Source organism: Brevundimonas diminuta (assembly GCF_022654015.1).
In the GTDB taxonomy this organism is placed as follows: domain Bacteria; phylum Pseudomonadota; class Alphaproteobacteria; order Caulobacterales; family Caulobacteraceae; genus Brevundimonas; species Brevundimonas diminuta_C.
In genome coordinates this window covers 2993677-3020034 of the sequence record NZ_CP073063.1, presented here as the reverse complement: position 1 = coordinate 3020034, position 26358 = coordinate 2993677, and the positions used below count along the sequence as shown (strand labels likewise).

Sequence of the window (26358 nt, the reverse complement as noted above, 5' to 3'; positions counted from 1 at the left end):
CTCCTCGTCCGTCCCCCGCAAACTGTAACGCCTTTGGGCGGAAACTCCGTCGCGGGGTCGGATTTGAGAGTCAGGCCGGTTGGGCCAGGCCGGCCTCCGCGTCCGCGATGAGGTCGCGGTCGTCGACCTGCCACGGGTGGAAATCGGGTTTGTAGAAGGCCAGGTAGTCGCCGATCATCCGGCGATACAGGCCCGGCTTCAGCCACAGCCAACGGAACAGGCCCAGACGCGCGCGCCAGCCGACGATGCCGTCCTGCTTCAGCAGCATGAAGGTTGTCTCGCGCACCGTGCGGGTGAACAGCAGGGTCGTCAGGAACATGGCCCAGCGGCGGATGCGCCAGCGCTTCAGGGGACTAAGGTCTCGGGTCGCGTGCAGGAAGACGTCATAGGCCACGCCCTTGTGCTCGATCTCCTCGATGGAGTGCCAGCGCCACAGGCGGGCCAGGTCGTGGGGCGAGCCCTTCAGCAGCTCCGGATCGGCCAGCAGCCGATGGGCGAAGGCGGCGGTGAAATGCTCCAGCGCCATGGTCGCCGCCAACTGGGCCAAGGCCGGACGGGCGCGGGCGATGTCGAGACGGGCGGTGACATAGGCCTCGATCTCGGCTGTGTCATAACCGGCGCGTTCGGTGATGGCGTTGAACGCCATGTGTTCGCGGGTGTGGGCGCCCTCTTGGACCGTGAAGGCGCGGATGTCGGCGGCCAAAGCCGGGGGCGCGTCCTTGGCGAACCGCTTGACCGACTGGATGAAGAACCGCTCGCCGTCGGGAAAGGTCAGGCTGAGGGCGTTCATCACGGCGGTGCCGAACGGATCGTCGTTCAGCCACCAGCGTGGCGTCGGAGCCTCGCGGTCGATATGCAGGTCGCGCGGCTTGATCTGGAGGTCGGCGGGGGTGGCGGATTTCGCCATGGTTCTGCTCCTCGATTTCGAGCGGAGAATGGAGTTAACTGACATCAATGTCAACTAAGGGTCCGGTGAAGCGACGACGCGGGGCGTTGGCGCGCGAAGAGGCGCTGGAGGCGGCGCGCGACTTGCTGCTGACCGGCGGGCCGGCGGCGGTGACGCTGAAGGCGGTGGGCGAGCGGATGGGCGTGGGCCACGCCAATCTGATCCATCATTTCGGCTCGGCGGCCGGGCTTCAGGGCGCGCTGATGGATGCGATGGTGCGCGATCTGGCGCAACGGATCGAGGCGGGTCTGAACGAGGGTGTGGGCGAAGGGCGCGACGGCGTCGAGCCGGGGCGGTTGATGAGCGTGGTGTTCGACGCCTTTGGACCAGGTGGCGCCTCGCAGATGGCGGCTTGGCTGGCGCTGGCGCGCGAGCAGGGGCGGGCGGAGAGCTTCGCCGAGGTGGTGCGCGATCTGGCCGAGCGGCTGGCGGCCATGGCGCCCGATGATCCCAAGGCGGCCGAGCGGGCCAAGGCCCTGGTGGTGACGGCGGCCTATATGGCCTTCGCTGAGGGGCTGATCGGGGATATCCTGACGCCGATGCTGGGCGCGCCGGAGGGGCTGGGCCGTGACCTGGCGCTGAAGCTGACCGCGACACTTTTGGCCGAACCGTAAGGTTCAGAGCCGAATCTTGATGCTATAGTCCCCATCGATGGCGCTTCTGGACTGGATGAGCGATGTAGCCGGCCCCGTGATCCGGGGGGACGGCGTGATGCTGCGCCCGCCGCGCGCGGCCGATTACGCCGCCTGGTCCACGCTGCGCGACGGCTCGCGCGACTATCTGCAGCCTTGGGAGCCGGCCTGGCCCGAGGACGACCTGACCAAGGCGGCCTTCCGGCGCCGGCTGTCGATCTATGCGCGCGAGATGGAGCTGGGCAACGCCTGGCCCTTCTTCGTCTTCGTGCAGGACGGCAAGACCCTGGCCGGAGCGGTGACCCTGTCGAACGTGCGGCGCGGCGTCGCCGAGACGGGGACGCTGGGCTATTGGATCGGCCAGCCGTTTTCCGGTCAGGGCGTGGCGACGGCGGGCGTTCGGGCCGTGGTCGGATACGCCTTCGACAAGCTGAAGCTGCACCGGCTGGAGGCGGCCTGCCTGCCCACCAACCACGGGTCGCGACGGGTGCTGGAGAAATCCGGCTTTCACAACGAAGGTCGGGCTCGCGCTTATTTGAAAATTAACGGCGAGTGGGCAGACCATTTGTTGTTCGGCCTGGTCGAGGACGAGCGTTGACGGCCGGGGGCCGTCTGGAAGGGCGAGACGCGTGACACCACGATCCCGATCGCTGGCCTGGGACGCCACGACCGCCATCGAGGCGCTGGCCGCCGCCGAAACGGCCCTGTGGGTCTGGACGCCCGCGGCGGATGAACTGCGCTTCACCGGCGCGACGCGATCGCTGGGCCTGGGACCGCTGGCGCCGGAATGCACGGCCGCCGGATTCGTCGCCCTGGCCATGCCGCAGGATCGCAGCCTGGCCGAGCGGATGCTCAAACCCCAGGACGAGGGCGCCGAGATCGCCGTGCGTCTGCGGATGCGCGGGTCCGAGACCTGTCTGTGGCGCGGCGTCTGGCTGGAGGACGGCCTGCGCGCCGCCGGCGTCGTGGCGCTGGAGACCAAGTTCGCCGGATCGGACCGCGATACGCTGACGGGCCTGCTGGATCGTCGCGCCTTCCTGGCCCGCGTCAGCGAGGTGCTGACCCAGCCCGGCGAATACGAGATCGTGGTCGGCGACGTCGACCGGCTTCGGCGCCTGAACGAGGCGCTGGGGCATGAGCGGACCGACCTGGTGCTGTCGGCCCTGGGCTCGCGTCTGGCCGCCGCCTTCAATAAGGACGCCTCGGCCGCGCGGATCGGCGAGGACGAGTTCGCCATCATCGTGCCCAAGACCGCCTCCCACACCAGCTACCGCGTTCGAGACGCGCTGGAACAGCCGCTGCGGGTCGCGGGCTTCGACATCTATCCGACCGTCTCGATCGGGGCGGTGATGGTGGAGGGCGGGCCGGATGCGCCCGACGCCGCCGAACTGCTGCGCCGGGTTGAGCTGGCGGTCGAATCGGCCAAGGGCGCCGGGCGCGGCGGATCGGCCGCCTATGGCCGGGCGCTGGAAAGCGACAGCCTGAGCCGTCTGGCGCTGGAGGCGGATCTGAGGAACGCCTTCGTGCGCGGCGAGATCGTGCCCTTCTTCCAGCCCATCGTGAACCTGAACACCGGGGCCGTCGCCGGTTTCGAGGCTTTGGCGCGCTGGCGTCACCCGCGCCGGGGTCTGGTGCCGCCGGACGAGTTCCTGGGCCTGACCGCCGACCTGGGCATGATGAACGACCTGGGCTTGCTGATGATGACCCAGTCGGCGCGTCAGCTGGCCGAATGGATCGAGCGCCATCCGCTGGCCGGCAAGCTGTTCTGCAGCGTCAATCTGTCGGTCGGCGAGATCGAACGTCCGCACCTGTGCGAGGATGTGGCGCGCATCATCAAGGAGACGGGCCTGCCCAAGGGCGCGCTGAAGCTGGAAGTCACCGAGGGCGACATCATGCGCGACACCGCGCGCGCCGCCGAGGTGCTCCAGTCGCTGAAGGACGTCGGGGCCTCGCTGGCGCTGGACGACTTCGGCACCGGCTTCTCGTCGCTTTCCTATCTGGCGCGCCTGCCGTTCGATACGTTGAAGATCGACCGCTATTTCGTGCTGACGATGAACAAGGACGAAGGCTCGGCCAAGATCGTCAAGTCGGTGGTCAATCTGGGCCGCGACCTGTCGCTGGAAGTCGTTGCCGAGGGCGTGGAAAACGCCGAACTAGCCCGCCTGCTGTTGGACGCCCAATGCCACTACGGCCAGGGCTTCGGCTATGCCCCCGCCCTGCCGGCGCAGGAGGCCGAGGTCTATCTGGCCGAGAGCCTGGCTGATGGGACCGCGCCGTTGAAACAGCGGTCGGCTTAGAGCTTAGATCGCGTTTAGCGGCAGGCGCAGGTAGCGCTGGCCGTTAGTGTCGGGGGGCGGCAGCTCGCCGGCGCGGATGTTGACCTGAAGCGAGGGCAGGATCAGTTGCGGCGCGCCCAGGGTGGCGTCGCGGGCCTCGCGCATGGCGACGAAGGCGTCTTCCGATACGCCGCCGCCGATGTGGATATTGTGCGCGCGCTGTTCGGCCACAGTGGTCTCGAACCGGTAGTCGCTGCGGCCCTGGGGCAGGTAATCGTGGCCGACGAAGATGCGGGTTTTGACCGGCAGGGTCAGAAGGCGCTGGATCGAGCGATACAGGGTTCGGGCGTCGCCGCCGGGAAAGTCCGTTCGCGCCGTGCCATAGTCGGGCATGAACAGGGTGTCGCCGGTGAAGACCGCATCGCCGATCCGATAGCTGACACAGGCGGGGGTGTGGCCGGGCGTGTGGATCACCTCGACCTTCAGATCGCCCAGGGCGAAGGCGTCGCCGTCCGCATAGAGATGATCGAAAACGGCGCCGTCCGGGCGCACATCGTCGGCGCCGAACAGGGGACCGAAGGTGGACTGAACCTGGGTGATCCGCCCGCCGATGCCGATCGACACGCCCGTCGTCGCACGCAGGTGCGCCGCCGCCGTCAAGTGGTCGGCATGGGCGTGGGTTTCGAGCACCAGAGCCAGTTTCAGCCCCTCCGACCGCAGCGCCGCCATGACGGCGTCGATCGACCGCGTCGACGTGCGGGCCGAGGGCGCGTCGAAGTCCAGGACGGGGTCGATGATCGCCGCGTGACCCGTCGCGGGGTCGCTGACCAGATAGGTGACGGTGTGGGTCGCGGGATCGAAAAAGCCGCGGACGTCGGGGGATTGGGTCATGGAGGACGCTCCTTTCGCAATCCAATATATTAGGCATTGCTTATTTAGCAAGTGCGCATATATTGCGCCCCATGATCGACCTTCAGACCATCGGACTTGAGCGTTTCCAGGCCAGCGCTGGCGAGGCGGCGGCGTTGCTGCGCGCGCTGTCCAACGAGAAGCGGCTGATGATCCTGTGTCAGTTGGGCGAGGGCGAGATGTCCGTAGGCCAACTGCTGCCCCAGGTCGGCCTGTCGCAATCGGCCCTGTCCCAGCACCTGGCCAAGCTGCGCGACGAGGCGCTGGTGAGCACCCGTCGAGACGGCACGACCATCTTCTACCGCATCGCCGATCCGGCCGTCCTGAAGGTCATCGCCGTGCTGGCCGAAATCTATTGTCCCCCTGTTTCTTCCGAAAAGGCATGATCCCCATGAGCGTCCTGACCCCCCTCTCCCCCGCTGAGGTTTCGCGCCGGCTGAAGCAGAACACAGCCGTGCTGGTCGACATTCGCGAGCCGGATGAGTTCGCCAGAGAACATGTCGTCGGCGCCGTCCATGCGCCGCTGTCGGCCTTTGACGCCTTCATGCCCGTAAGCGCCAACGGGCGCGACGTCATCTTCACTTGCCGAACCGGCAATCGGACGGGCGTCAATTGCGACCGTCTGGCGGCCAAGACGACGGGCCAAGCCTTTGTTCTGGAGGGCGGGCTGGACGCGTGGAAGGCGCAGGGCTTGGCCACCCACGCCGACCGCTCCAAACCGATCGAACTGATGCGTCAGGTGCAGATGGTCGCGGGCGGTCTGATCCTGATCGGCGCGGCGCTGGGGCTGCTGGTGCATCCGGCCTTCTGGGGTCTGTCGGCCTTTGTCGGCGCGGGTCTGTTCCTCGCGGGCGCAACGGGCTTTTGCGGCATGGCGCGGCTGCTGGCCGTGATGCCCTGGAACAGAGCCGCGACCCGGCCCATGACAAGAGCGGCATAAACCGATGACGACGGAACTGACCCCGCTGGTCCTGACCGCCTTCAGCGGCGGCGTCGTCGCCCTGCTGCTGACCGTGTTCGGCGGCGGCGGGTCGGTTCTGGCCGTGCCGCTGCTGCTTTATGTCGTCGGCGTCGCCGATCCCCATGTCGCCATCGGCGTGTCGGCGGCGGGTGTGGCGCTGAACGCCGTGACGGCGCTGGCCGGTCACGCCAGGGCAGGGCGGGTGCGCTGGCCCTGCGCCACCCTGTTCGCCATCACGGGCGCGGCCGGAGCCTGGTTCGGATCGTCCCTGGCCAAGAGGATCGACGGCCATCAGCTGTTGCTGATCTTCGCCGTGGCCATGGCGGCGGTGGGCGTGTCGATGTTGCGCCCCAAAGCGGTGGTCGCGCGGGCCGAGCCCCGGCTGAACTGGTCGATGTCGCCGCGTGTCGGCATGGCGGGCGCCGGCGTCGGCTCGGCCGCAGGCTTCTTCGGCATCGGTGGCGGCTTTCTGATCGTGCCCGGCCTGATGGCGTCGACGGGCATGAGCCTGGCGACCGCACAGGCGACGTCTTTGCTCAGCGTGGCCGCGTTCGGCGCGACGACGGCGGGCAACTATGCGCTGTCGGGCTGGGTCGATCCGAGCCTGGTCGCCGCCATGGCGGTCGGTGGCGTCGCCGGGACGGCGGCAGGCCTGCCGCTGGCGCGTCGGCTGGGATCGAATGCCCGGCTTGGGCGCATCCTATTTGCGGGCCTGATCCTGGTGGTCGCCGCCTATGTCGCGGTGCGCGCGATCCTGGCGCTCTGAGACCTCTGTTCAGCGGGCCGTCTTTCGACGACAGTTCCGCCCATGACCGACGCCAGACTGGAGATCGCCGCCGGCTTTGCGACCTTGCAGGGGCCCAAGGCGGACAATCAGGATTTTGGCGGCGTCCACATCGGCACGGCGGCCGAGCAGCGCGAGCATGGAGTCGTGGCGGTCATCGCCGATGGGGTGTCGGGATCCAAGGCCGGGCGGATGGCGGCGGAGCTGACGACGCGCAGCTTCATCGACGGCTATCTGGATCAGAACCCGCTGAACGGTATCGCGGCTAACGGCATCAAGGCGCTGAGGGGGTTTAACCGATGGCTCCATTCGCGCGGGCGGATCGATCCGGCGATGGAGGGGGCGGCGACGACCTTCACGGCCCTGATCCTGCGCGGGCGCGAGGCGACGGCGCTTCATGTGGGCGACAGCCGGGCCTGGCATTTCCGCGACGGGGTGCTGACGCGGCTGACGGAAGATCACACGCGGGCCCAGCAGGGGCTCAGCAATGTGCTGTACCGCGCCGTCGGCATCGAGGCGGATGTGAAGCTGGACGTCCGGCAAGTACGGCTGGAGCCGCACGACCGGCTGCTGCTGACCACCGACGGGGTGCATGGGGTGCTGGCCGATGCGGCGATCGCAGGCCTGTTGGGACGGCGCAGCTCGCCCGATGCGGACGCCATGGCGATCCTGGCGGAGGTCGAGGCGACGGGGCCGCGCGACAACGCCACCGCTATCGTCATCGACGTGGTCCGCACCGGCGCGCCCGACTGGGAAGCGATCACGGCCGAGGCGGAAGGGCTGGCCATCCTGCCGCCGCCCGCCGTGGGCGATAATGTCGACGGCTTCGCGCTTCAGCGGATCGTGGCGGACGGGCGCTATACGACCCTGTTTCTGGCGAAGGATACGCTGGGCGACGCGGGCATGGTGGTGCTGAAGTTTCCCAAGCCCGCCGTGGTGTCCGAGCGCGGCGCGCGCACCGCCTTTCTGCGCGAAGCCTTCATCGGGCGGCGCATCGACAGCCCCTTTGTCGGCAAGGTGCTGAGCCTGGATGCTGGTCGGCAGAGCCGGCTCTATATCGCCCAACCCTTCCATGCCGGTCAGACCCTGCATGCGCGGCTGGCGCAGGAGGGGCCGTTCGAGATCGCCGACGGGATCGGCGTTGCGCTGCGCCTGGCGCGCGCGGTTTCGGCCCTGCACCGGGCAGGGGTGACGCACCGCGACATCAAGCCGGACAATGTGATCCTGGAGACACAGGGCGGGCTGAAACTGGTCGACCTGGGCGTCGCACGCCTGCGGCTGGCCGAGGAGTTCGCCGAGGCCGAGGCGCCGGGCACCGCCGGCTACAAGGCGCCGGAAATGTATGCGGGCGAGAGCGGTAACGCCGCCACGGATCAGTTCGCCCTGGGGGTGACGCTGTATCGCCTGTTCACGCGCACCTATCCGTGGGGCGAGGTGGATCCGGCCGATGCGCCGCGCTTTGAACGGGCGCCTGCGCCGCCGACGCGACACCGGCCGGATATGCCCGCCTGGCTTGAAGCGGCCATCATGCGCGCCGTCGCCGTCGATCCGAACGAGCGGTTCGAGGATGTCGAGGAACTGATCCATGTGCTGGAAACCGGCAGCGCTGTCGCCGCTCCGCCGCCGCGCCAGCTGTCCCTGATCGAGCGCGATCCGGTGCGATTCTGGCAGGGCGTCAGCCTGGTCCTGCTGATCGCGTTTCTGGTGTCGATGGCGACGCGCTAGCCGCCCATACGCTCAACCTCAGCGATCGGATGTGCGACATTTGGCGGGGCAAAAGCTTGGGAACCTGTGGCCGGGTTCGGCTTTTGTGACGGCGAGCGGGGATGTCGCGCCCGCACTTCTCGGCACGAAAGCCTCCCCCAAATGATCAAGACCCTCGCCTCCAGCGCCCTGGCCCTGGCCATGGTTTCCACCCCCGCCCTGGCCCAGTCCGTCGCCCCCGACTGGTCCGGCCCCTACATCGGCATCTTCGGCGGCTACAACCAGTCGAACGACGACGGCGACGAAAACCTCGGTTTCGACCGCAATCTGGATGGCCGCTACGGCGATCAGGTCACGACCACGCCCGTCGCCCCCGCCACTGTTGGAATAAACGCCTTCACCCCCGGCTTCTGCGGCGGAACGGCGACCAGCACCGTTCCCACCACGGGCTGCCGTGACGACAACGACGGCGTCGAAGCGGGCGTTCGCGCCGGTTACGACATGCAGTTCGGCAACTTCGTCGTCGGCGCCCTGGCGGAATACAGCGTCAACAATGTCCAGGATTCGGTGACCGGCTTCTCGACCACCCCGGCCTTCTACACCTTCACGCGTGAGCTGGAGAGCACCGCAGCCGCCCGCCTGAAGCTGGGCTACGCCTATGGCCCGGCCCTCATCTACGGCACCGGCGGCTACGCCTACGGCAAGTTCGAAAACAAGTTCCGCACCTCGAACCAGGCCAACAGCTTCACCGAAACCAGCGAAGGCGATGACGGCGACGGCTGGCAGGCCGGCGGCGGCGTGGAATACGCCCTGGGTCGCGGCCTGACGGTCAACGGCGAATACCTCTACACCTCGCTGGACGTCGACAGCCCGGTCATCCGCGTCGGCAACACCGGCACGACACCTCCCGGCAACCCTTTCATCTCGGCTCCGAACACCACGGGCACCGACATGATCCGCAGCAACGGCAAGTTCGGAACGCACATGTTCCGCATCGGCATGAACTACCGCTTCTAAGCCTCAAGCGGGGCGGTCTGGCTTCAGGCCCGGCCGCCCTGGCTCGACAGCATGGCCGCGTCCACGCCCAGCTGGGCGAGGGCGCGCGTCCATTTCGACGTGTGTTCGCCGTCGAAAATCAGGTCCAGATCGGCGTCGGCGGTCAGCCAGACGTTGTCGGCCAGCTCTTCCTCCAACTGCCCCTCGCCCCAGCCGGCATAGCCCAGCAGCAGGGCCGAGCGGCGCGGACCGGCGATCTCGTCGGTCATGGCGGCCAGCGCCTCGCGCGTGCCGGTCATCGCCAGACCGTCGCCGAAGGCCAGGGTGTCGTCGCCCACCGTCCAGTCGTCGGTATGCAGCACGAAGCCGCGCTCGCGCTCGACCGGTCCGCCCATCAGGACCGCGCGACCGATGGACTGATCCGGCGCCGGCGCGTCCAGCTTGTCCAGAACCGTCTTCAGATCCACGCCCGGCGCTGGTCGATCCAGCCGCAGGCCCATGGCGTGATCCGGCCCGTGCGCGCAGATCAGGATGACGGCGTGCTCGAACCGGGCGTCGTCGATCCCGGGCATGGCGACCAGCAGTCGGCCGGTCAGGGTGGAGGCTTGGCTCATGATCCTGGCATCATCCGTCCGGAAAGCGGCGCAAGCAAGCCGAACCGGCGCTTGCGGTGTCGCCCGTGGTGTCTATGTGTCGCACACGGCCGTTCAAACGCGCCGGCCTCAAACCTCAGCGAGACAGACATGACCATCCAGATCGGCGATCGCATCCCGAACGCAACCCTCGCCCAAGCGACCGCCGAGGGCCCCAAGCCCGTCAGCACCGACGACGTCTTCGCCGGCAAGACCGTGGCTCTGTTCGCCGTGCCCGGCGCCTTCACTCCCACCTGCTCGGCGCGCCACCTGCCGGGCTTCAAGGATCACCTGGCCGACATTCAGGGCAAGGGCGTTGACACAGTCGCATGCATCTCAGTCAACGACGCCTTCGTCATGAAGGCCTGGGGCGAGAGCCAGGGCATCACCGACGACAGCATCGTCATGCTGGCCGACGGCAACGGGGAACTGACCCGCGCCCTTGGTCTGGTGCTGGACGGCTCGGGCTTCGGCCTGGGCGAACGTTCGCAGCGCTATTCCATGCTGGTCAGGGACGGGGTGGTCGAGCAGCTGAACATTGAACAGGGCGGCGAGTTCAAGGTGTCCTCGGCCGAGCATCTGCTGGCGCAGCTCTAAATTGGATCAATCCACGCTACCGCTTCGCTACTTGAGCGTGGATTGATCGTGAACTCGGATGTGTTCAGCCCGGAGAAGCGCAGCGCCGTGATGCGTCGCGTGAAGGCGCGGGACACGTCGCCGGAACTGGCCGTGCGCAGGATCCTGCGTGCGGCCGGGATCGGATATCGACTGGGCGGCATGGGTCTGCCGGGCCGCCCGGATGTGGTGATGAAGGGCCGCAAGGTCGCCCTGTTCGTCCACGGCTGCTTCTGGCACGGCCATGATTGCGCCCGTGGATCACGCCAGCCCAAGACCAACGCCGATTACTGGATCGCCAAGATTGACCGCAACCGCGCGCGCGACACCGCCGCCGTGACGGCGCTGGCGGGGTCAGGCTGGCGCGTGGTCGTGGTCTGGGAATGCGAGATGAAACAGCCTAATTTCGCCGCGCGCCTGATTGCGACGGTGCAGGGTCAGGCGGCCTCGGTCGCGACCTGAGCGGCGGTGTCGTTCAGGACGTGCTGCAAGGCGCCGATCAGGGCGGGCGGCGTCAGGGGCTTGGAGACGAAATAGGCCATGCCGGCCGCCTGACAGGCCGCGACGTCCTCGGGCGCGGTGTCGGCGGTGACGGCGACGACCGGGGTGGCGGCGTTGGGTCCGCCGCCGGCGCGCAGACGTCGCGTCGTCTCGCGCCCGTCCAGCTCGGGCATCCGCACATCCATGAAGATGACGTCGAACACCGCCTCCTGACAGCGTTCCAGCGCGATCATGCCGTCGGCGGCGGTGGTGATCTCGCAGCCGAGCGGCTGCAGGATCAGCTGGACCGCGCGGCGGTTGATGTCGTGATCGTCCACGACCAGCAGACGCAGCGGCTGGTCTTCGGTCTCGTCGGCGACCGCAGGCGTCGCGACGACCGCCTCAGGCTCAGGCTCAGGCGAAGGAGCGACAGGCGCGGGCTGGGGCGTGGACGCGACTGTGGGCGTCAGCGAGCGGGCGATGTCCAGGCGGCTTTCATCGACGACCTCGACGATCTGAACTGCCTCGTCGCCGCGCGGCAGGATCAGGGAGACGGTGAAGCGCGAGCCTTGGCCCGGCGCGCTGCGAACCGTCAGCCGGCCGCCCATCAAATCGATCAGATTGCGACTGATCGCCAGCCCCAGGCCCGACCCGCCATAGCGGGCGGAGACGCCGTCGGCGGTCTGGTCGAACGGGGTGAACAGCCGGGCCAGTTGATCGGTCGTCATGCCCGGGCCCGTATCGACGATCTCGAACAGCAGGGCGTATCCCGACGGCTCCTCGGGCCAGGCCCGGACCCGCAGGGTGATCTGGCCTTTCTCGGTGAACTTCATGGCGTTCGACATCAGGTTGTTCAGCACCTGACGGATGCGCATGACGTCGCCCTTGACGTGGCGCGGCATGGCCGACGCGCCTTCGATACGCAGCTTCAGCCCCTTGGCGTCGGCGACGCCGCGCCAAAGCATCAGCGTCTGAGCCAGCATTTGCCGCAGGTCGAAATCCTTGGCCTCGACCGTCATCCGTCCGGCGCCGATCCGGGTGTGGTCCAGCAGGTCGTCCAGTAGGGCCTTCATCATCAGGCCGGCGTCGGTGATCAGATTGGCGCTGTTGCGCGACTGGGCGTCGGGCGCGCGCAGCTCGGCGGCGCCGGCCAGGATCGCGCCGATCGGGGTGCGCAGGTCGTGTCCGATGGCGGCCAGGAAGGTAGTGTGGTCGGCCAGACTGCGCTCGGCGTTGAGGCGTGATGCCTCGGCCGAGGCATGGGCGCGCACGACGTTGGCGCTGGCCTCGACCATGCGCTGGCCGGTGATGGCGACATAGAAGGTGAACAGCACGACTGCAGCGGCCGCCGACATGACCAGCGGGCCGGGGGCGTCGAGGGCGTAAACGAAGACCGGCGTAGCCAGCAGGAAGCCGGTCTGAGGGGCAAGGCCGGCGATCATCACGGCCTGACAGCGGTTTGCATTCAGCATCGCCGTCAACATGCAGGCGCTCAGCATCAGGGCTGCGCTGACGCCGCCAATTGCGCCGCCGATCTTCCACATCACCAGCGATAGGGCGGCGAAGACGGAGGAACTGACCGCAACGACGGTCAGGACGGCCAGCTTTCGGCCGCTGGAAAGCTCGTCGGTACCTTTCAGGATCGGTCGATAGACGACCACCTCCATGGCCTGGACCGCCATATACAGGACGACCCAGCCCACGGTGAACCGCACCCCGACCATCGGGGTCACGACCAAGGCGACAGCCGCCGCCGCCACGACCCGTTGCACCGCCGCACCCGAGCGCTGGCGAACGGCGGCGGTCCAGCTGCTTTCAGCGATATCGACGGCGGTCGATTTCATTCAGGCCCTCGAATGACGAACGCAGATCGCTCGCATCGGTCACCCTAGGCCTATCGACACTAACGCTCCGTCAACGGGGCGCGCCGACCGCCTCGGCTGTTGTGGAAAAGCCGTCGGCGCGCAGGCGGGCGGCCAGATCACGCTTGATGCGGGCGACCAGGCCGGGGCCTTCATAGATCAGGGCGGAATAGATCTGGACCGCCGAAGCGCCCAAGCGGATGCGGGCATAGGCCTCGGCCCCGCTGTCGATGCCGCCGACGGCGATCAGGGGCAGACGACCGGCCGCCGCCTCGGCCGCCGCGCGCAGGGCCTTTTCCGCAAACGGACGGATGGGCGCGCCGGACAGGCCGCCCGTCTCGTGGGCGTCCGGCGAGCGCAGGGTTTCGGGCCGTTCCAGCGTGGTGTTGGACACGATCAGGCCGTCGATCCGGTGGGCCAGAGACGCCTCGACGATCATGCCGATCTCATCGGCGATCAGGTCCGGGGCGATCTTCAGGAAGACGGGTACGCGGTCAGGCGCGGCGACGGGACGGGCGGCGTCGATGCGGCCCAGCAGGTCGTCTAACTGCTCGCGGCCCTGAAGGGCCCGCAGGCCGGGCGTATTGGGCGAGGAGATGTTGACGGTGAAATAGGAAGCGCGGCCGGCGAGGCGTTGCAGACCGGCGACATAGTCAGCCGCCTTGTCCTCGGTGTCCTTGTTCGCTCCCAGATTGGCGCCGACCACGACGCCCGTCGGGCGCTGGTCCAGCCGCGCGGCGAAGGCGTCCAGCCCGGCGTTGTTGAACCCCATCCGGTTGATAATGGCCCGGTCTTCGCTGAGGCGGAACAGGCGGGGTTTGGGATTGCCGGGCTGCGGCCGGGGCGTGACCGAGCCGCATTCGACGAAGCCGAAGCCGAGCCTCGACAGGCCGCGCAGGGCCTCGCCGTTCTTATCCAGACCCGCCGCCAGGCCGACCGGATTGGGCAGGTCCAGTCCCGCCAGTTGTGTTCTCAGGATCGGATCGTCGGCGGCCGGCGCGGGCAGGGGGGCGAGGGCCAGACCCTTGATCGCCAGCTGGTGCGCCTGCTCCGGGTCTAGCCGACGCAGCAGGGCGGCGCCCACGTCAGCCAGGCTCATGCGTCGTCCTCGAACGCCATCTCGCCGTCGGCCGTGACCGAGAAGGCGCGCGAGGCCGTGACGGCGGCGACGGGCAGGGGGGCGTAGAGATGCGGGAACAGATCGCCGCCGCGCGACGGCTCCCAGATCAGGTCGTCGTCGAACCGGCTGAGATCGACGGTCAGGAGCAGCAGGTCTCCGCGCCCGGGGAAATGCCGCCGCGCGGTCTCGGCCAGTTGCGCCTCGGTCGACATATGGATGTAGCCGTCGGCCAGATCGACGGGCGCGCCGTCGTAGCGGCCCTCGGCGACGGCGGCGCGCCATTCGGCGGCGTCGACGATTTTGTAGGCGATGTCTGTCATGCCGAGGGCGCGCCCAGCGAGCGCGGCGTCAGGAAGCCTTCGTAGGTGCAGCGCCCCGCGACATCGACGCTGAACAGGGCCGCCGCGCCGGTCGGGAAGCCGGCCGACAGCTTGTCCACCACCGCCGGCGAGGCGGCGCTTTCGATCAGATATTCGGCGGCCAGCACGTGGATGCCCGGATTGTGGGCCAGGATCAGCAGGCAGCCGGCCTCGTCCTCGCTGGCCTCGACGAAGCGGCGGATCACATCGGAGGGGGCGTTGTAGAGGGAGTCCTCGTCGCGGACTTCGACATCGCCGAAGGCGTCGTGCATCTGCTCCCAGGTCTGGCGGGTGCGCACGGCGGTGGACACCAGGGCCAGGTCCGGCTTCAGGCCCCGCTCGGCCAGGGCGCGCCCCATCAGTAGAGCCTCGGCGCGGCCGGCGGCGGACAGGGGACGGGCCTCGTCGCCGCCGGAGGGGGCGGAGGCTTCGGCCTGGGCGTGCCGCATCAGGATCAGTCGGTGCATGGCCTTCGCCATAAGGCGGTTTCGCCCGGCCCGCCAGATGGGGCGACGGTCAACTCGCCGTCAGTCGCGATGTTCGCCCCGCGAAGAGACGGAGGCGACGGGTTGGGGCGCCAGGACGGGGGCGGCGACGCGCTCGGCATGGCCGCTGGGTCGGATGCGGGCATAGCTGTGGCGCGAGGCTTCCAGCAGGATCAGCCCGGCGGTTCCGGGAAACACCCGGCGACCGACCTGTTCGAACCCTTCGGCCAGCGGCAGCATCGGCCCCCAGGGTGGGACATAAAGCGTCTGCGACCAGGCCATCGGCTCCAGCCCGACATCACGCACCAACCGCTCCAGCTGGCGCCGGGTGAAGGGTCGGCCGTGACCAAAGGGGGTGTTGTCCGCCCGCGCCCACAGGCCGCCGCGCGCCGCCGCCGCCAGGATGATGCGCCCGGTCGGCGAAAGCGCGCGCACCGCTTCCAGCAGCAGGGCGGCGGGGTCGTCGGCCTCTTCCAGAGCGTGGACCAGCAGGATGCGGTCGAACGATCCGGCGGGGAAGGGCAGGCGGCGGTCGTCCACCAGCAGGGTGCGGTTGCGCCCGACCGTCGGCCAGTGTTCGACGCCTTGCCCGCCCGGCATGGCCGCGACGACGCGCCGCGCGCCGACGAAGGCGTCCAGCCAGGGGGTGGCGTAGCCGACGCCCAGCACGTCGCAATCGGTCGCCTCGCCCCAGGCGTCGTCCAGCCGTCGCGCCACCAGCCGTCGCGCCAGCGCCCCGGTCGGCTCGCCGTAGAAGGTTCGAAGCTCGTCGATGCTGCGCCGCATGGCTCCACTATAGGCCTGTCGGCGGCCCTGCTGCTAGGATGGTCGCATGACCCTGGATGTGCATCTGTTTCCCTGCCGCAGCGACAACTACGGCTTCCTGATCCGCGATGCGGCGACTGGCGTGGTCGCGGCGGTCGATACGCCGGATGCGGCGCGCATTCTGGAAGAGCTGGAAAGCCTGGGCTGGGGGCGTCTTGACCTGATCCTGAACACCCACTGGCACCCCGATCATACCGAGGGCAACGCGCGGCTGAAGGCCGATTGGGCCTGCGAGATCGTCGGGCCGGAAGAGGTGCGCAAGGTCGCGCCCTTGGATCGCGTGGTCGCCGACGGCGATGTGGTGATGGTGGGCGAGACGCGGTTCGAGGTCACCGAAACGCCGGGTCACACCCTCGGCCATGTGGTGTTTCATGCCCCGGCGGACGGCCTCGCCTTTACAGGCGACACCCTGTTCGCCTTGGGCTGCGGCCGGTTGTTCGAGGGCACGCCCGAGCAGATGTTCGACAGCCTGCAGCGGCTGAAGGCCTGGCCCGATCAGACGGTGATCTGGTGCGCGCATGAGTATACGGCCTCGAACGCCCGCTTCACCCTGAGCCTGGACGACCGGCCCGAGACCGCCGCCCATGCCGAGGCGATCTTCGCAGCGCGCGAGCGGGGCGAACAGACCGTGCCGACGACGCTGGGGGTGGAGAAGCGGTTCAATCCGTTCCTGACCGCGACGGATGCGGATCAGTTCGCCGCGCGCCGGGCGGCCAAGGACAGCTTCCAGGGTTAGCGGTTCAGGGCGTCTCCGCCCACGACCCGCACGATCCGGGCCGACGACGGGCGGCCGGCGATGCCGGCGTCGGCGTCGATGACGATCCGCAGCGTGCCCTGGACCAGGCTGACGCCCGGACGCCCCTGATCGGACACCACGACGCGGCGCACCCGCTCGACCTGGGCGCGCAGGTTGGAGGACCGCGCCATGCGCACGATGGCGTCGCTGGCGGCCGAAACGGTGTCGGCGGCGACCTGTTCAGAGCCGGGCTGGATGTCGACGTCGATGACGATCAGCCGGCCCATCGCTTGGCTGGCGCGGTAGCTCTGGCGCATGAAATAGTCGACCAGCTGGGCGCCGGTCATGGCCGCGCTGGCCAGGCCCTGCGCCTCGCCCACGCGTGAGGCGGGCGAGCCTTGGGGGGCGGTGGTCGTGTAAAGAGTGATCGCGCCGTCGGGCGTGACCTTCAGCACCTGGTCGCCATTGTCGTTGCGATAGATGATGTCGCCGCGCGGCGCGGGCGTCGGCCGCAAGACCCAGACCTCGGTCGAGCGTTCCAGCCGCATCAGAGGCCGGGATCCCGAGGTGTCCAGGATGAACCCCTGGCCGCTGCTGCTGACGTAACGGGCGGTCGGCGGCACGGTCCGGCGCGACTGGGCGTGGCTTTCGGACGGGACGACCACAGGCGCGACGACGCCCACGCCGATGACCGCGATGGCGGCGACCGCCATCGCGGTCACGCGTGGCGACTTTTTCGCCCTGACCGATCCCAACAACTTCATGACAGACTTGATGAAACCCGCGCGCGGCGGATTTTGGGCGAAGCCCGCCTCAACCCACCAGGTACTGACCGCCGTTCAGCGACAGTGTGCAGCCTGTGACATATCCGGCACGCTCGCCCACCAGCCAGGACACCATGTCGGCGATCTCCTCGCCCTTGCCCAGGCGGCCGACGGGGATGTGGCTGATGATGCCTTCCAGTACCTTGGGGTCCATGGCGCCGACCATTTCGGTGTCGATATAGCCCGGCGCGATGCAGTTCACGGTCACGCCCTTGCGCGCATTCTCCAGCGCCAGCGCCTTGGTGAAGCCGATCATCCCGGCCTTGGCGGCGGAATAGTTGGTCTGGCCGATCTGACCCTTCTGGCCGTTGATCGAGGAGATGTTGACGATACGGCCGTGTCCCCGGTCGCGCATGCCGTTGATGACCTGACGCGTCATGTTGAACACGCTGTCCATATTGACGCGGATCACGTCGGACCACTGGTCGTGGCTCATCTTGTGGAAGAAGCCGTCGCGGGTGATGCCGGCGTTATTGACCAGGATGTCGATGGGGCCGAGCTGATCCTCGACCTCCTTCGCCGCGCGGGCGCAGTCGTCGAAGCTGCCGACGTTGCCCTTCACCACCATGACGTCCAGCGCATCGGCGATGGCCTTGGCCGCCTCGTCGTTGCCGGAATAGCCGGCGGCGACCTTGAAGCCGTCCTCATGCAGGCGCTGAACGATCGCCTTGCCGATGCCCCGGGTCCCGCCCGTCACGAAAGCTACGCGCGCCATATCGTCTCCTGTCCCTGTGCAGACCCTTAAGAAGGCCTTGTCGCGGTTCAGGATTAACGTGCGAGCGCGAGCGCGCAAGGCGAGAATCTGACGCGACGGAAGTTTCATGCCTCCGTCGCGTTTCGTTAATCTTCGCCTCAGGCGATCAGGCGGCCAGCTTTTCCATGTCGATGACGAAGCGGTAGCGGACGTCGGATTTCAGCATCCGCTCATAGGCGTCGTTGATCTGATCCGGAGCGATGGTCTCGATGTCGCAGGCGATGCCATGCTCGGCGCAGAAGTCCAGCATCTCCTGCGTTTCGCGAATGCCGCCGATCAGCGAGCCGGCGATGCGGCGACGACGCCACAGCAGGGGCAGGGCGAAGACCGGCAGGCCCTCGGTCGTCAGGCCCAACATGATCATGGTGCCGTCGCGCGCCAGCAACTGGATGTGGCTGGCGATCTCGTGCGTGGCCGAGACGGTGTTGATGATCAGGTCGAACTTCTCGGCTGCGGCCTTCATCGCATCCTTGTCGGAGTTGATCAGGAAGTGTTTGGCGCCCATCCGCTGCGCGTCGGCCTTCTTGCGGTCCGAGGTGGACAGGACGGTGACTTCCGCGCCCATCGCGGCCGCCAGCTTGACGGCCATGTGGCCCAGACCGCCCAGGCCGATGACCGCGACCTTGGAACCGGGGCCCACGCCCCATTCCTTCAGCGGCGAATAGGTGGTGATGCCCGCGCACAGCAGGGGGGCGGCGACGTCCAGGGCCAGGCTGTCGGGGATGGACAGGACGAAATGCTGATCGACGGTGATGTGGTCGGAATAGCCGCCCTGGGTGATGGCTTCCGACGTGCCGCCCTTCTTATCCTTGCCGCCATAGGTGCCGGTGAAGCCGGGGATGCAATATTGTTCGACGCCTTCCCGGCAGGAGGCGCATTCACGGCAGCTGTCGACCATGCAGCCGACGCCGACGCGGTCGCCTTCCTTGAAGCGGGTGACGTTGGACCCCACCGCCTTGACCACGCCCGCGATCTCGTGACCCGGCACCAGGGGGAAGGCGGTGCCGCCCGTCTCCCCGCGCGCGGCGTGCAGGTCGGAGTGGCAGACGCCGCAGTATTTGATGTCGATCAGCACATCGTCCGGGCCCGGATCACGGCGCTCGAAGCTATAGGGGGTTAGCGGCTTGTCGGCGGCGGTCGCGGCGAAGGCGCGTGTGGCGATCGGCATGGGAAAGTCCTTCAGGCTTTGCAGTGAGCCGGCCTCAGATGAGAGGGCGGCCGCGGGTCCGCAAGCGTACGGACCGCTATTTCAGCTTGGCGATCAGCGCCTGAGCCGCCGCAGGGTTCCGCACCTTCGCGCCCGAGATGAAATAGGCGAAGACCTCGCCGCGTTTGGCCCAGGCTTTCGCCTGATCCGCCACCGCATCCAGCTCGGCCGCCGTCATGCCGGTCGGCTCGTCCTCGCGGCTGGACATGAGCCGCGCGTAGCTGAAATCGGCGGTCGCCTCGTCGATCTGGGGCCAGGTCGGCTCCTCGTCATCGACGGCATAGACGATGGCCGCGCCGTATTTCCGCGCAAGATCGTAGAACTGTTCGGTCGCGAAGGTCGGGTTGCGAACCTCCAGCGCGTGCCGCAGCCGCACCCCGTCCTTCTCCTTGGGCAACAGCTTCAGGAAGCCCTCGAAGTCCTCGGAATCAAACTTTTTCGTACCCATGAATTGCCAGTTGATCGGCCCCAGTTTGTCGCCCAGTTCGGTCAGGCCCTGGCTCAGGAACTTGTCGAAGCTCTCGGCGCCTTCGGACAGCACCTTGCGATTGGTGCAATAGCGACTGGCCTTCACCGAAAAGACGAAGCCGTCCGGCGTCTCGTCGCGCCATTTCTTCCAGCTGTCGGGCTTGAAGGTCGAATAATAGGTGCCGTTGATCTCGATCGAGGTCAGTTTCGACGCCGCATATTCCAGTTCGCGCTTCTGAACCAAACCCTCTGGATAAAAGACCCCGCGCCAAGGCTCGAACGTCCAGCCGCCGATGCCGACATGGATGGGGTGGGTCATGGTTCGCTCCGTTCGTCGCTCGATCCGACGCCAGTTGTGTCGGACTGCCAGTCTTCCAGCTCGTGCCGAATGCGTCGGACGAACACGTCCGCATCGTCGATTCGATAGAGGATGGCGTGGCTTTTGTAGAAGATCACATGGGCGTCCGCGCTCAACTCCGGTCGAACTGCCCCAAGACGTGGAAAATCCGCGAGCAAGTCCAGCTTCGCGAACAGACCCTCGATATAGTCATCGGCCTGACGGCTCCCGAACAGCTCGAGTCCTTGCAGATAGACCTGTTGCAAGTCCGCCCGCGCTGCGCGGCTTAGGCGGAGCATCAAGAGGTGCTACGCAACTGGGCGCGCAATTCCTCGATCACTTCACGTGGCGACTGGTCTGAAACGCCAGAGGCGTCGGCCTCGGCGATCAGCCTTTGCCAATGGGCGATCTTCTCGGCCTTGACCTGCTCGCGGCGGATCAGGTCGCGCACCACGTCTGACGTGTTGGCGTAGCGCCCGGATTTCGCCTGTTCCTCGACCCAGGCCTTCATCGGATCGGGCAGGGAGATGTTCATCGTCGCCATGGTCGTCCTCCTCTCAACGAGAATGGGCGCATGGCAAACTTTGTCAACACCGGATCAGGGCGCAGTCGCCGCCTGAATGCCGGCCAGCAGGCTGGCGGCGGTGATGGGCTTGGGGACGTGCAGGTCGGCGCCGGCGTCGCGCGCCTGGTCGCGGTGCTCGCTCATGGCGTTGGCGCTCAGCATGATGATCGGCGTGCGGGCCTGAGCGGCACGCGCGGCCTCGATCTGGCGAATGGCGCGGGTGGCGGTCAGGCCGTCCATGCCCGGCATCTGCATGTCCATCAGGATCAGGTCGAAGGCCTCGGACTGGAAAGCGGCCAGGGCCTGTTCGCCATCTGCGACGGTGACGACCTGCATGGCGTGGGCCGCCAGGATCAACTGCACGACGCGCTGATTGACCGGGTGATCCTCGGCCAGCAGCACGCGCAGGGGCGCCAGGGGGCGGTCGGCCTCGGCCGCACGCGCGCGTCGTTGGGCATCGTGTTCGGTCAGGGAGGCAGCGCGCGTCAGGGGGATCTCGACGGTAAACCGGCTGCCGACGCCCTGCGTCGAGGCGGCGGAAATCCGCCCGCCCATCAACTCGACCAGCGAACGACAGATCGACAGGCCCAGGCCCGTGCCGCCGAACCGGCGCGTGATGGTGCTGTCCGCCTGGCTGAACCGATCGAACAGACGGGCCGCGTGGTCGGAGGAGAAGCCGACGCCCGTATCCTCGACCCGCAGCGTCAGCTGGGTCAGGCCGTCGGAATCCTCGTCCACCGCAAGGGCGACGCCGACCGAGCCCTGGTGGGTGAACTTGATGGCGTTGGACAACAGGTTGTCGAGCACCTGACGGATGCGGGTGCTGTCGCCGACGAACATTCCGCGCGCATCGGCGTCGCGGCGGATGTCGAAGGTCAGTCCCTTGGCCTCGGCCTTCAACCGCATGACGTCCAGCGGGGCGGCGACGGCCTCGTCCAGGTCGAAGGGGCGGCTTTCGAGGTCCAGATGCCCCGCCTCGATCTTGGACACGTCCAGAATGTCGGACACCAGCCGTTCCAACGTCACGCCGGATCGTGCGATCAGGGCGACCATCTCGGCCTGCTCGGGCGTCAGGTCGGTGCGCGACAGGGCGTCGACGATGCCGATCACGCCGTTCAGGGGCGTGCGGATCTCATGGCTCATATTGGCCAGGAAGTCGGACTTGGCGCGGTTGGCGGCCTCGGCGGCGGCGGTGGCCTCGCGCAGGGCGCGTTCGGCGGCGACCTTTTCGGTCACATCGCGCGCGATGCCATAGATGCGGTCACCCTGGCGATGGGCGCGCCACTCGACGGTGACGTAATGACCCGCCTTATGGCGATAGCGGTTGATCTGGCCGATGACCGGATCGCCCGGCCGCCGGTTTTCGACCTCGACGATGCTCTGGCGGGTCGCGGCGTGGTCGTCTGGGTGGATCAGCCGCAGCAGGCCCTGGCCCTCGATCTCGTCGGGGCGATAGCCCAGCACCGTGAACCACGAAGCGCTGGCCTTGACCACGCGCCCATCCAACTCGCGCACCACCAGCAGATCCAGCGACACATCGAAGAAGGTGTCCAGATCGACATCGGCTGTGGGGAAGGCCAGGGCCGCAACGGGCGAACAGGTCATGGCGCACTCTCTCGAACTCAAACCCATGTTACGGCGCATCGGTTAAGCTCGCCTTTGCAGCGGGTCGAAAAGAGCCGATGGCGTCGTGCGCCGTCTGGGCTAGGGTCGGCGCATGATCTTGCTCCTCGCCGCGATCGCCATGCTGCAATCCTCGCCATCAGGGGGCGGAATCGAATCCCTGACCCTGGCCGAGGATCGCGCCTGCACGGCCGACGGGGCCCTGTGCGTCGGTCTGACGCAGCAGACGCGTGACGGTGAGCCGGTCTTTACCCCAGTCATCCGTGCGCCCGACGCCCTGCCGGCCACGTCGCAAGAGGCGTCGGGCGAGGTCGAGATTTACAAGCCCTGGAATGGCCTGATCCGGCTGGCGGACGGCGGGTTTCTGGCCGGGATCGAGAGGGAGAGCCGCAGCATGTATTCCGGCGGCGGGGGGCAGGCGACCGAGTTGCGGCTCTATCGGCTGGATGCCGACGGCGAGGCCGGCGCCGCGCCGGTGCTGACCGTGCCGATCCAGGGTTCGCTGATGATCCGTGCCTGTTTCAGCGAGGAGGACATGACCCAGCGCGCCGGCGCCTGTCATGACGAATACAGTTTCGCTGCGACCCTGACTGCGAACGACCCGGCGGATGCGATGCCGGTCCTGACCTATGAGACGACGGCGACGGCTTATCCGCGCTGCACCTCGCGATCCGAGGATTCGTTGGAGAAGCCGCCGCTGAAGCCCGCCGACTTGGTCACCGCACGCGATCCGAAATGCAGCTTTACTCGCCGTTTCACCTTTGACCCCAAGGCCGATGAATACCGGCCGGACAGCCCGCTGCCCGATTGCTCGGACTACACCACGCCCTAGTAGGCGAAGTCGGCGTAGATGCGCTTCACGTCGCCCTGCCAGGCGCCGTGATACAGGTCCAACAGGCGTTCGGCGGGGGTGACGCCGCTGTCGGCGATGTCTTCCAGTTCCGACAGATAGCCGCGCTCGTCCACCATGCCGCCCGAGAATTTGGCGCGGTTCTTCAGCCCCTGTTTGGCGATGTTCACCAGGTCGACGGCGATGTCGCGCACCGACCGGCCCGCCACCTCGGCCTTCAGACCCAGCCGGGTCACGTCGCGGCGCAGGCGTTCGTGGTCGGCGATGTCCCAGTCCTTGACCAGGTCCCAGGCGGCGGCCAGCGACGGGGCGTCATACAGAACCCCGGCCCACAGGGCGGGCAGGGCGCAAATCCGGCTCCACGGTCCGCCGTCGGCGCCGCGCATTTCCAGATAGGCCTTCAGCCGCACCTCTGGGAAGAGGGTGGTCAGGTGGTCGTTCCAATCCTTCAGGGTCGGATATTGACCGGGCAGGGCGGGCAGTTTGCCGGCCTGGAAATCGCGGAACGACTGGCCCGAGGCGTCGATATAACGGCCGTCGCGCTTGGCGAAATACATCGGCGTGTCCAGCGCATAGTCGGCGTAGCGCTCGAAGCCGAACCCGTCTTCGAACACGAAGCCCAGCATGCCCGTGCGGTCGGCGTCGGTGTCGGTCCAGACGTTGGCCCGGGCCGACAGGAAGCCGTTGGGGCGGCCCTCGGTGAAGGGCGAACAGGCGAACAGGGCGGTGGCGATGGGTTGCAGCGCCAGGGAGGTGCGGAACTTCATCACCATGTCGGCTTCTGAATCGAAGTCGAGGTTGGCCTGGATGGTGCAGGTGCGCAGCATCATGTCCAGGCCCAGGGTCCCGACCTTGGGCATATAGGCGCGCATGATGTCGTAGCGGCCCTTGGGCATGACCGGCACCTGTTCGCGCGTCCACAGCGGGTCGAAGCCGGCGCCCAGGAAGCCGACGCCGATCTGGTCGGCGACCTGCTTGACCTCCATCAGATGCTGGCCGGTCTCGTTGCAGATGTCGTGGATGGTCAGAAGCGGCGCACCGGACAGCTCGAACTGACCGCCCGGCTCCAGGCTGACGGAGGCGACAAAGCCTTCGCTGTTCCTGCGCTCCAGTCCGATCAGGAAGCCGTTTTCCTCGACGGGCGACCAGCCGAAGCGTTGCAGCCCCTCCAGCATGGCCTTGATGCCGTTCGGGCCGTCATAGGCGGGGCGCGCCAGGGTGGTCTTGTCGAAGCCGAACTTCTCGTGCTCGGCGCCGATGCGCCACTGGTCCTTGGGCTTGATCCCCTTGGACATGGCCTCGATCAGAGCGTCTCTGGAAAGCGGCGCGTTCTCGGCCATCTGTAACCCCTGCTGTCGCGGCTAGATGGCGGCTAAAGCCAAGTTCCTCAAGGGGGCGAGCAGAGTATTCTATCGCGCCCAATCACCGACGGCCGCCTGCCACAGGGTCATGGCGGCGATGGCGGCGGTGTCGGCGCGCAGGATGCGCGGGCCCAGAGACACGGCGGTGGTGAAGGGCAGGGACCGCAGCCGCTCGCCCTCTTCCGGCGAGAACCCACCCTCCGGCCCGATCAGGATGGACCAGGGGCCTTCGCCCGCGTCGCGCAGCGACGAGACGGCGGGCGCCCCGCCCGTCTCGTCGCAGAACATCAGCCGGCGTCCGATCTCCCAGCCGTCCAGCAGGGCGTCCAGCTTGATCGGATCATCGACCACGGGCACGTCCATCCGCCCGGTCTGTTCGGCGGCCTCCTCGGCGATGGCGTCCAGCCGGTCCAGGCGGATGCGGTCGGCGTTGGTGCGTTTCGTCAGGACCAGCCGCACCCGGCGCGCGCCCAGTTCGGCGGCCTTCTCCACGATGGTCTCGACCCGCGCCTTCTTCACCACCGCCACGATAAGTTCCAGGTCGGGACCGAAGGTCTGGGGTCGCACCTGTTCCTCGGCGCGCAGGATCACGCCCTTCTTCAGCACTTCCGCGACCGTGCAGCGCCACTCCCCGTCGCGCCCGTTGAACACCAGCAGATCGTCTCCCGGCTTCAGACGCATGACCTGGGTCAGATAGCGCGACTGGTCCAGCGTGGGCGCGACGGGAGCGGCCGCGGCGAGCGGCGATGTGACGTAAAGGCGGATCATGCCCCTACATGACCTGACGCAAACCGCTTGTCATCCCGACCGCAGCGAAGTGAAAGCCCTGGATCACAAGGGACGGATCGATATCCTTACAGCGTCCGCGCGATCAGCAGCTTCATGATCTCATTGGTGCCGCCATAGATGCGCTGGACGCGGGCGTCCTTGTACAGCTGGGCGATCGGATATTCGTTCATATAGCCATAGCCGCCGTGGAGCTGGAGCATCTCATCGATGGTCTCGCCCTGGATGTCGGTGACCCAGTATTTGGCCATGGAGGCGGTGGCGGCGTCGAGCTTGCCCTGCAGATGCAGGCCGATGCAGTGGTCGGTGAAGACCTTGGCGACAGTCAGCTTGGTCTTGACCTCGGCGAGCTTGAACTGGGTGTTCTGGAAGTCGATGACGCGTTTGCCGAACGCCTTGCGCTCCTTGACGTAGGCCAGCGTCGCCTCAAGCCCGCGCTCGGCGGCGGCGACGCCCTGGACGGCGATGTTCAGCCGCTCCTGGGGCAACTGCTGCATCAGCTGGACGAAGCCCTGGCCTTCGGTCCCGCCGATGATGTTGTCGCCGGGGACCTTCACGTCGTTGAAGAACAGTTCGGAGGTGTCGTTGGCCTCCATGCCGATCTTGTGCAGGTTGCGACCGCGTTCGAACCCTTCCGCGCCATCGGTCTCGACCACGATCAGCGAGGTGCCCTTGGCGCCCTCGGCCGGATCGGTCTTGGCGACCACGATCAGGAAGTTGGCCAGCTGGCCATTGGTGATGAAGGTCTTGGAGCCGTTGACGACATAGCCGTTGCCCGACTTGACCGCCGTGGTCTTGACGCCTTGCAGGTCCGAGCCGGCGCCCGGTTCGGTCATGGCGATGGCGCCGACCAGTTCGCCCGATTGCAGGCGTGGCAGCCAGCGCTGCTTCTGTTCCTCGGTGCCGTAATGCCAGATGTAGGGCATGACGATCGCATTGTGCAGCGAAATGCCGAAGTGGTCCGCGCCCTTCCAGCCCAGCTGACGCATCAAGACGACCTCGTGCCGATAGTCGCCGCCGAAGCCGCCGTCCTCTTCCGGCAGCGACAGACCCAGCAGGCCCGCCTCGCCTGCGTCGTTCCACAGCTGGCGCGGCACAGAGGAATCAGCGATCCACTGCTGGACCCTCTCGAGCGGCGCGTGCTCGTCGATCCATTTGCCGACGCTGTCGGAGAAGAGGGTGATCTCTTCTTCACGCATGAAATCGGGATCGGGGCTGCCCAGCACGTTCATCGGTTTCGTCCCTGAGGTTCGCGGGCTTT

30 protein-coding genes are annotated in these 26358 nt (G+C 67.5%); 12 read left to right on the top strand and 18 right to left on the bottom strand.

The genetic code is table 11. The annotated features are described in order from the left end of the window. Positions 1 to 70 precede the first annotated feature (70 nt). A complete protein-coding gene (locus KAK88_RS14985; protein WP_242077240.1) occupies positions 71 to 907 on the bottom strand; it encodes a metal-dependent hydrolase in 837 nt (278 codons plus the stop codon). Between the two features lie 47 nt (positions 908 to 954). Between KAK88_RS14985 and KAK88_RS14980 the strand changes: the two genes are divergently transcribed. Genes KAK88_RS14980 through KAK88_RS14970 form a run of 3 tightly spaced genes read left to right on the top strand, consistent with a single transcriptional unit; the run spans position 955 to position 3875 of the window. Further along, positions 955 to 1560 (top strand): TetR/AcrR family transcriptional regulator, encoded by a 606-nt coding sequence (locus KAK88_RS14980; RefSeq protein WP_242077239.1) that lies wholly within the window; start codon positions 955 to 957, stop codon positions 1558 to 1560. Between the two features lie 37 nt (positions 1561 to 1597). After that, positions 1598 to 2176, top strand: a complete 579-nt coding sequence (locus KAK88_RS14975) for a GNAT family N-acetyltransferase (protein WP_242077238.1) — start codon at positions 1598 to 1600, stop codon at positions 2174 to 2176. A 31-nt stretch (positions 2177 to 2207) separates the two neighbouring features. Further along, positions 2208 to 3875, top strand: a complete 1668-nt coding sequence (locus KAK88_RS14970) for a putative bifunctional diguanylate cyclase/phosphodiesterase (RefSeq protein ID WP_045809768.1) — start codon at positions 2208 to 2210, stop codon at positions 3873 to 3875. A 3-nt stretch (positions 3876 to 3878) separates the two neighbouring features. Here the strand turns inward: KAK88_RS14970 and KAK88_RS14965 are convergent, their stop codons facing one another. Continuing rightward, positions 3879 to 4745 (bottom strand): MBL fold metallo-hydrolase, encoded by an 867-nt coding sequence (locus KAK88_RS14965; protein ID WP_242077237.1) that lies wholly within the window; start codon positions 4743 to 4745, stop codon positions 3879 to 3881. A gap of 71 nt (positions 4746 to 4816) precedes the next feature. On the opposite strand from KAK88_RS14965, the gene KAK88_RS14960 reads away from it, so the two are divergent. The 5 genes from KAK88_RS14960 (at position 4817) to KAK88_RS14940 (ending at position 9229) form a co-directional block, all read left to right on the top strand. Beyond that, complete coding sequence (locus KAK88_RS14960) at positions 4817 to 5149, top strand: ArsR/SmtB family transcription factor (protein WP_017505741.1); 333 nt, start codon at positions 4817 to 4819, stop codon at positions 5147 to 5149. 5 nt (positions 5150 to 5154) lie between these two features. Beyond that, entirely contained in the window at positions 5155 to 5703 is a 549-nt protein-coding gene (locus KAK88_RS14955) for a rhodanese family protein (RefSeq protein WP_242077236.1), read from the top strand. 4 nt (positions 5704 to 5707) lie between these two features. Continuing rightward, complete coding sequence (locus KAK88_RS14950; RefSeq protein WP_242077235.1) at positions 5708 to 6490, top strand: sulfite exporter TauE/SafE family protein; 783 nt, start codon at positions 5708 to 5710, stop codon at positions 6488 to 6490. A gap of 42 nt (positions 6491 to 6532) precedes the next feature. Next, positions 6533 to 8233, top strand: a complete 1701-nt coding sequence (locus tag KAK88_RS14945) for a bifunctional protein-serine/threonine kinase/phosphatase (protein ID WP_242077234.1) — start codon at positions 6533 to 6535, stop codon at positions 8231 to 8233. 141 nt (positions 8234 to 8374) lie between these two features. Continuing rightward, complete coding sequence (locus KAK88_RS14940) at positions 8375 to 9229, top strand: outer membrane protein (RefSeq protein WP_242077233.1); 855 nt, start codon at positions 8375 to 8377, stop codon at positions 9227 to 9229. A gap of 23 nt (positions 9230 to 9252) precedes the next feature. On the opposite strand, the gene KAK88_RS14935 is transcribed toward KAK88_RS14940, so the two are convergent. Then, the gene (locus KAK88_RS14935) at positions 9253 to 9822 is read right to left on the bottom strand and encodes a YqgE/AlgH family protein (protein ID WP_137722333.1); all 570 of its coding nucleotides are present in this window, start codon (positions 9820 to 9822) and stop codon (positions 9253 to 9255) included. Positions 9823 to 9951: 129 nt separating this feature from the next. Here KAK88_RS14935 and KAK88_RS14930 point away from each other — a divergent pair, with 129 nt between their 5' ends. Beyond that, positions 9952 to 10437, top strand: coding sequence for a peroxiredoxin (locus tag KAK88_RS14930; RefSeq protein ID WP_242077232.1), 486 nt, complete (start codon positions 9952 to 9954; stop codon positions 10435 to 10437). Positions 10438 to 10527: 90 nt separating this feature from the next. Continuing rightward, the gene (locus KAK88_RS14925) at positions 10528 to 10917 is read left to right on the top strand and encodes a very short patch repair endonuclease (protein ID WP_242078613.1); all 390 of its coding nucleotides are present in this window, start codon (positions 10528 to 10530) and stop codon (positions 10915 to 10917) included. On the opposite strand, the gene KAK88_RS14920 is transcribed toward KAK88_RS14925, so the two are convergent. The 5 genes from KAK88_RS14920 to KAK88_RS14900 form a co-directional block, all read right to left on the bottom strand. Beyond that, positions 10893 to 12779: an ATP-binding protein gene (locus KAK88_RS14920; protein WP_242077231.1), complete on the bottom strand. Its 1887-nt coding sequence runs from the start codon at positions 12777 to 12779 to the stop codon at positions 10893 to 10895. The two genes, KAK88_RS14925 and KAK88_RS14920, sit on opposite strands and share 25 nt — an antisense overlap. A gap of 70 nt (positions 12780 to 12849) precedes the next feature. Then, the gene (locus KAK88_RS14915; RefSeq protein WP_242077230.1) at positions 12850 to 13896 is read right to left on the bottom strand and encodes a quinone-dependent dihydroorotate dehydrogenase; all 1047 of its coding nucleotides are present in this window, start codon (positions 13894 to 13896) and stop codon (positions 12850 to 12852) included. Then, a complete protein-coding gene (locus tag KAK88_RS14910) occupies positions 13893 to 14237 on the bottom strand; it encodes a DUF952 domain-containing protein (protein WP_242077229.1) in 345 nt (114 codons plus the stop codon). Before KAK88_RS14910 ends, KAK88_RS14915 begins: the two co-directional genes overlap by 4 nt. Further along, positions 14234 to 14743 (bottom strand): SixA phosphatase family protein, encoded by a 510-nt coding sequence (locus tag KAK88_RS14905; RefSeq protein WP_242077228.1) that lies wholly within the window; start codon positions 14741 to 14743, stop codon positions 14234 to 14236. Before KAK88_RS14905 ends, KAK88_RS14910 begins: the two co-directional genes overlap by 4 nt. A gap of 60 nt (positions 14744 to 14803) precedes the next feature. Next, positions 14804 to 15547: a methyltransferase domain-containing protein gene (locus KAK88_RS14900; RefSeq protein WP_242077227.1), complete on the bottom strand. Its 744-nt coding sequence runs from the start codon at positions 15545 to 15547 to the stop codon at positions 14804 to 14806. Positions 15548 to 15593: 46 nt separating this feature from the next. Between KAK88_RS14900 and gloB the strand changes: the two genes are divergently transcribed. Further along, the gene (gene gloB, locus KAK88_RS14895; RefSeq protein WP_242077226.1) at positions 15594 to 16322 is read left to right on the top strand and encodes a hydroxyacylglutathione hydrolase; all 729 of its coding nucleotides are present in this window, start codon (positions 15594 to 15596) and stop codon (positions 16320 to 16322) included. Here the strand turns inward: gloB and KAK88_RS14890 are convergent. From KAK88_RS14890 to KAK88_RS14860, 7 genes are all read right to left on the bottom strand, one after another. Beyond that, positions 16319 to 17035, bottom strand: a complete 717-nt coding sequence (locus tag KAK88_RS14890) for a DUF4908 domain-containing protein (protein ID WP_242078612.1) — start codon at positions 17033 to 17035, stop codon at positions 16319 to 16321. The two genes, gloB and KAK88_RS14890, sit on opposite strands and share 4 nt — an antisense overlap. 100 nt (positions 17036 to 17135) lie before the next feature. Beyond that, entirely contained in the window at positions 17136 to 17861 is a 726-nt protein-coding gene (gene phbB, locus KAK88_RS14885) for an acetoacetyl-CoA reductase (protein WP_242077225.1), read from the bottom strand. Between the two features lie 145 nt (positions 17862 to 18006). Next, positions 18007 to 19068 carry an NAD(P)-dependent alcohol dehydrogenase gene (locus tag KAK88_RS14880; protein ID WP_242077224.1) on the bottom strand — a complete coding sequence of 354 codons (1062 nt, stop codon included), beginning with the start codon at positions 19066 to 19068 and terminating at the stop codon, positions 18007 to 18009. 76 nt (positions 19069 to 19144) lie between these two features. Further along, complete coding sequence (locus KAK88_RS14875) at positions 19145 to 19894, bottom strand: DUF72 domain-containing protein (protein ID WP_242077223.1); 750 nt, start codon at positions 19892 to 19894, stop codon at positions 19145 to 19147. Beyond that, positions 19891 to 20178 carry a type II toxin-antitoxin system RelE/ParE family toxin gene (locus KAK88_RS14870; RefSeq protein WP_242077222.1) on the bottom strand — a complete coding sequence of 96 codons (288 nt, stop codon included), beginning with the start codon at positions 20176 to 20178 and terminating at the stop codon, positions 19891 to 19893. Before KAK88_RS14870 ends, KAK88_RS14875 begins: the two co-directional genes overlap by 4 nt. 32 nt (positions 20179 to 20210) lie before the next feature. Then, positions 20211 to 20456 carry a type II toxin-antitoxin system ParD family antitoxin gene (locus tag KAK88_RS14865; RefSeq protein ID WP_242077221.1) on the bottom strand — a complete coding sequence of 82 codons (246 nt, stop codon included), beginning with the start codon at positions 20454 to 20456 and terminating at the stop codon, positions 20211 to 20213. 54 nt (positions 20457 to 20510) lie between these two features. Next, complete coding sequence (locus KAK88_RS14860) at positions 20511 to 22082, bottom strand: ATP-binding protein (protein ID WP_242077220.1); 1572 nt, start codon at positions 22080 to 22082, stop codon at positions 20511 to 20513. Between the two features lie 112 nt (positions 22083 to 22194). On the opposite strand from KAK88_RS14860, the gene KAK88_RS14855 reads away from it, so the two are divergent. Next, complete coding sequence (locus KAK88_RS14855; protein ID WP_242077219.1) at positions 22195 to 22932, top strand: hypothetical protein; 738 nt, start codon at positions 22195 to 22197, stop codon at positions 22930 to 22932. On the opposite strand, the gene KAK88_RS14850 is transcribed toward KAK88_RS14855, so the two are convergent. The 3 genes from KAK88_RS14850 to KAK88_RS14840 form a co-directional block, all read right to left on the bottom strand. After that, positions 22929 to 24290 carry a glutamate--cysteine ligase gene (locus KAK88_RS14850; protein ID WP_242077218.1) on the bottom strand — a complete coding sequence of 454 codons (1362 nt, stop codon included), beginning with the start codon at positions 24288 to 24290 and terminating at the stop codon, positions 22929 to 22931. The two genes, KAK88_RS14855 and KAK88_RS14850, sit on opposite strands and share 4 nt — an antisense overlap. Before the next feature lie 69 nt (positions 24291 to 24359). Further along, positions 24360 to 25079, bottom strand: coding sequence for a 16S rRNA (uracil(1498)-N(3))-methyltransferase (locus KAK88_RS14845; protein ID WP_242077217.1), 720 nt, complete (start codon positions 25077 to 25079; stop codon positions 24360 to 24362). An 86-nt stretch (positions 25080 to 25165) separates the two neighbouring features. Next, positions 25166 to 26329 (bottom strand): acyl-CoA dehydrogenase family protein, encoded by a 1164-nt coding sequence (locus KAK88_RS14840; protein WP_242077216.1) that lies wholly within the window; start codon positions 26327 to 26329, stop codon positions 25166 to 25168. Between the last annotated feature and the right edge of the window lie 29 nt (positions 26330 to 26358).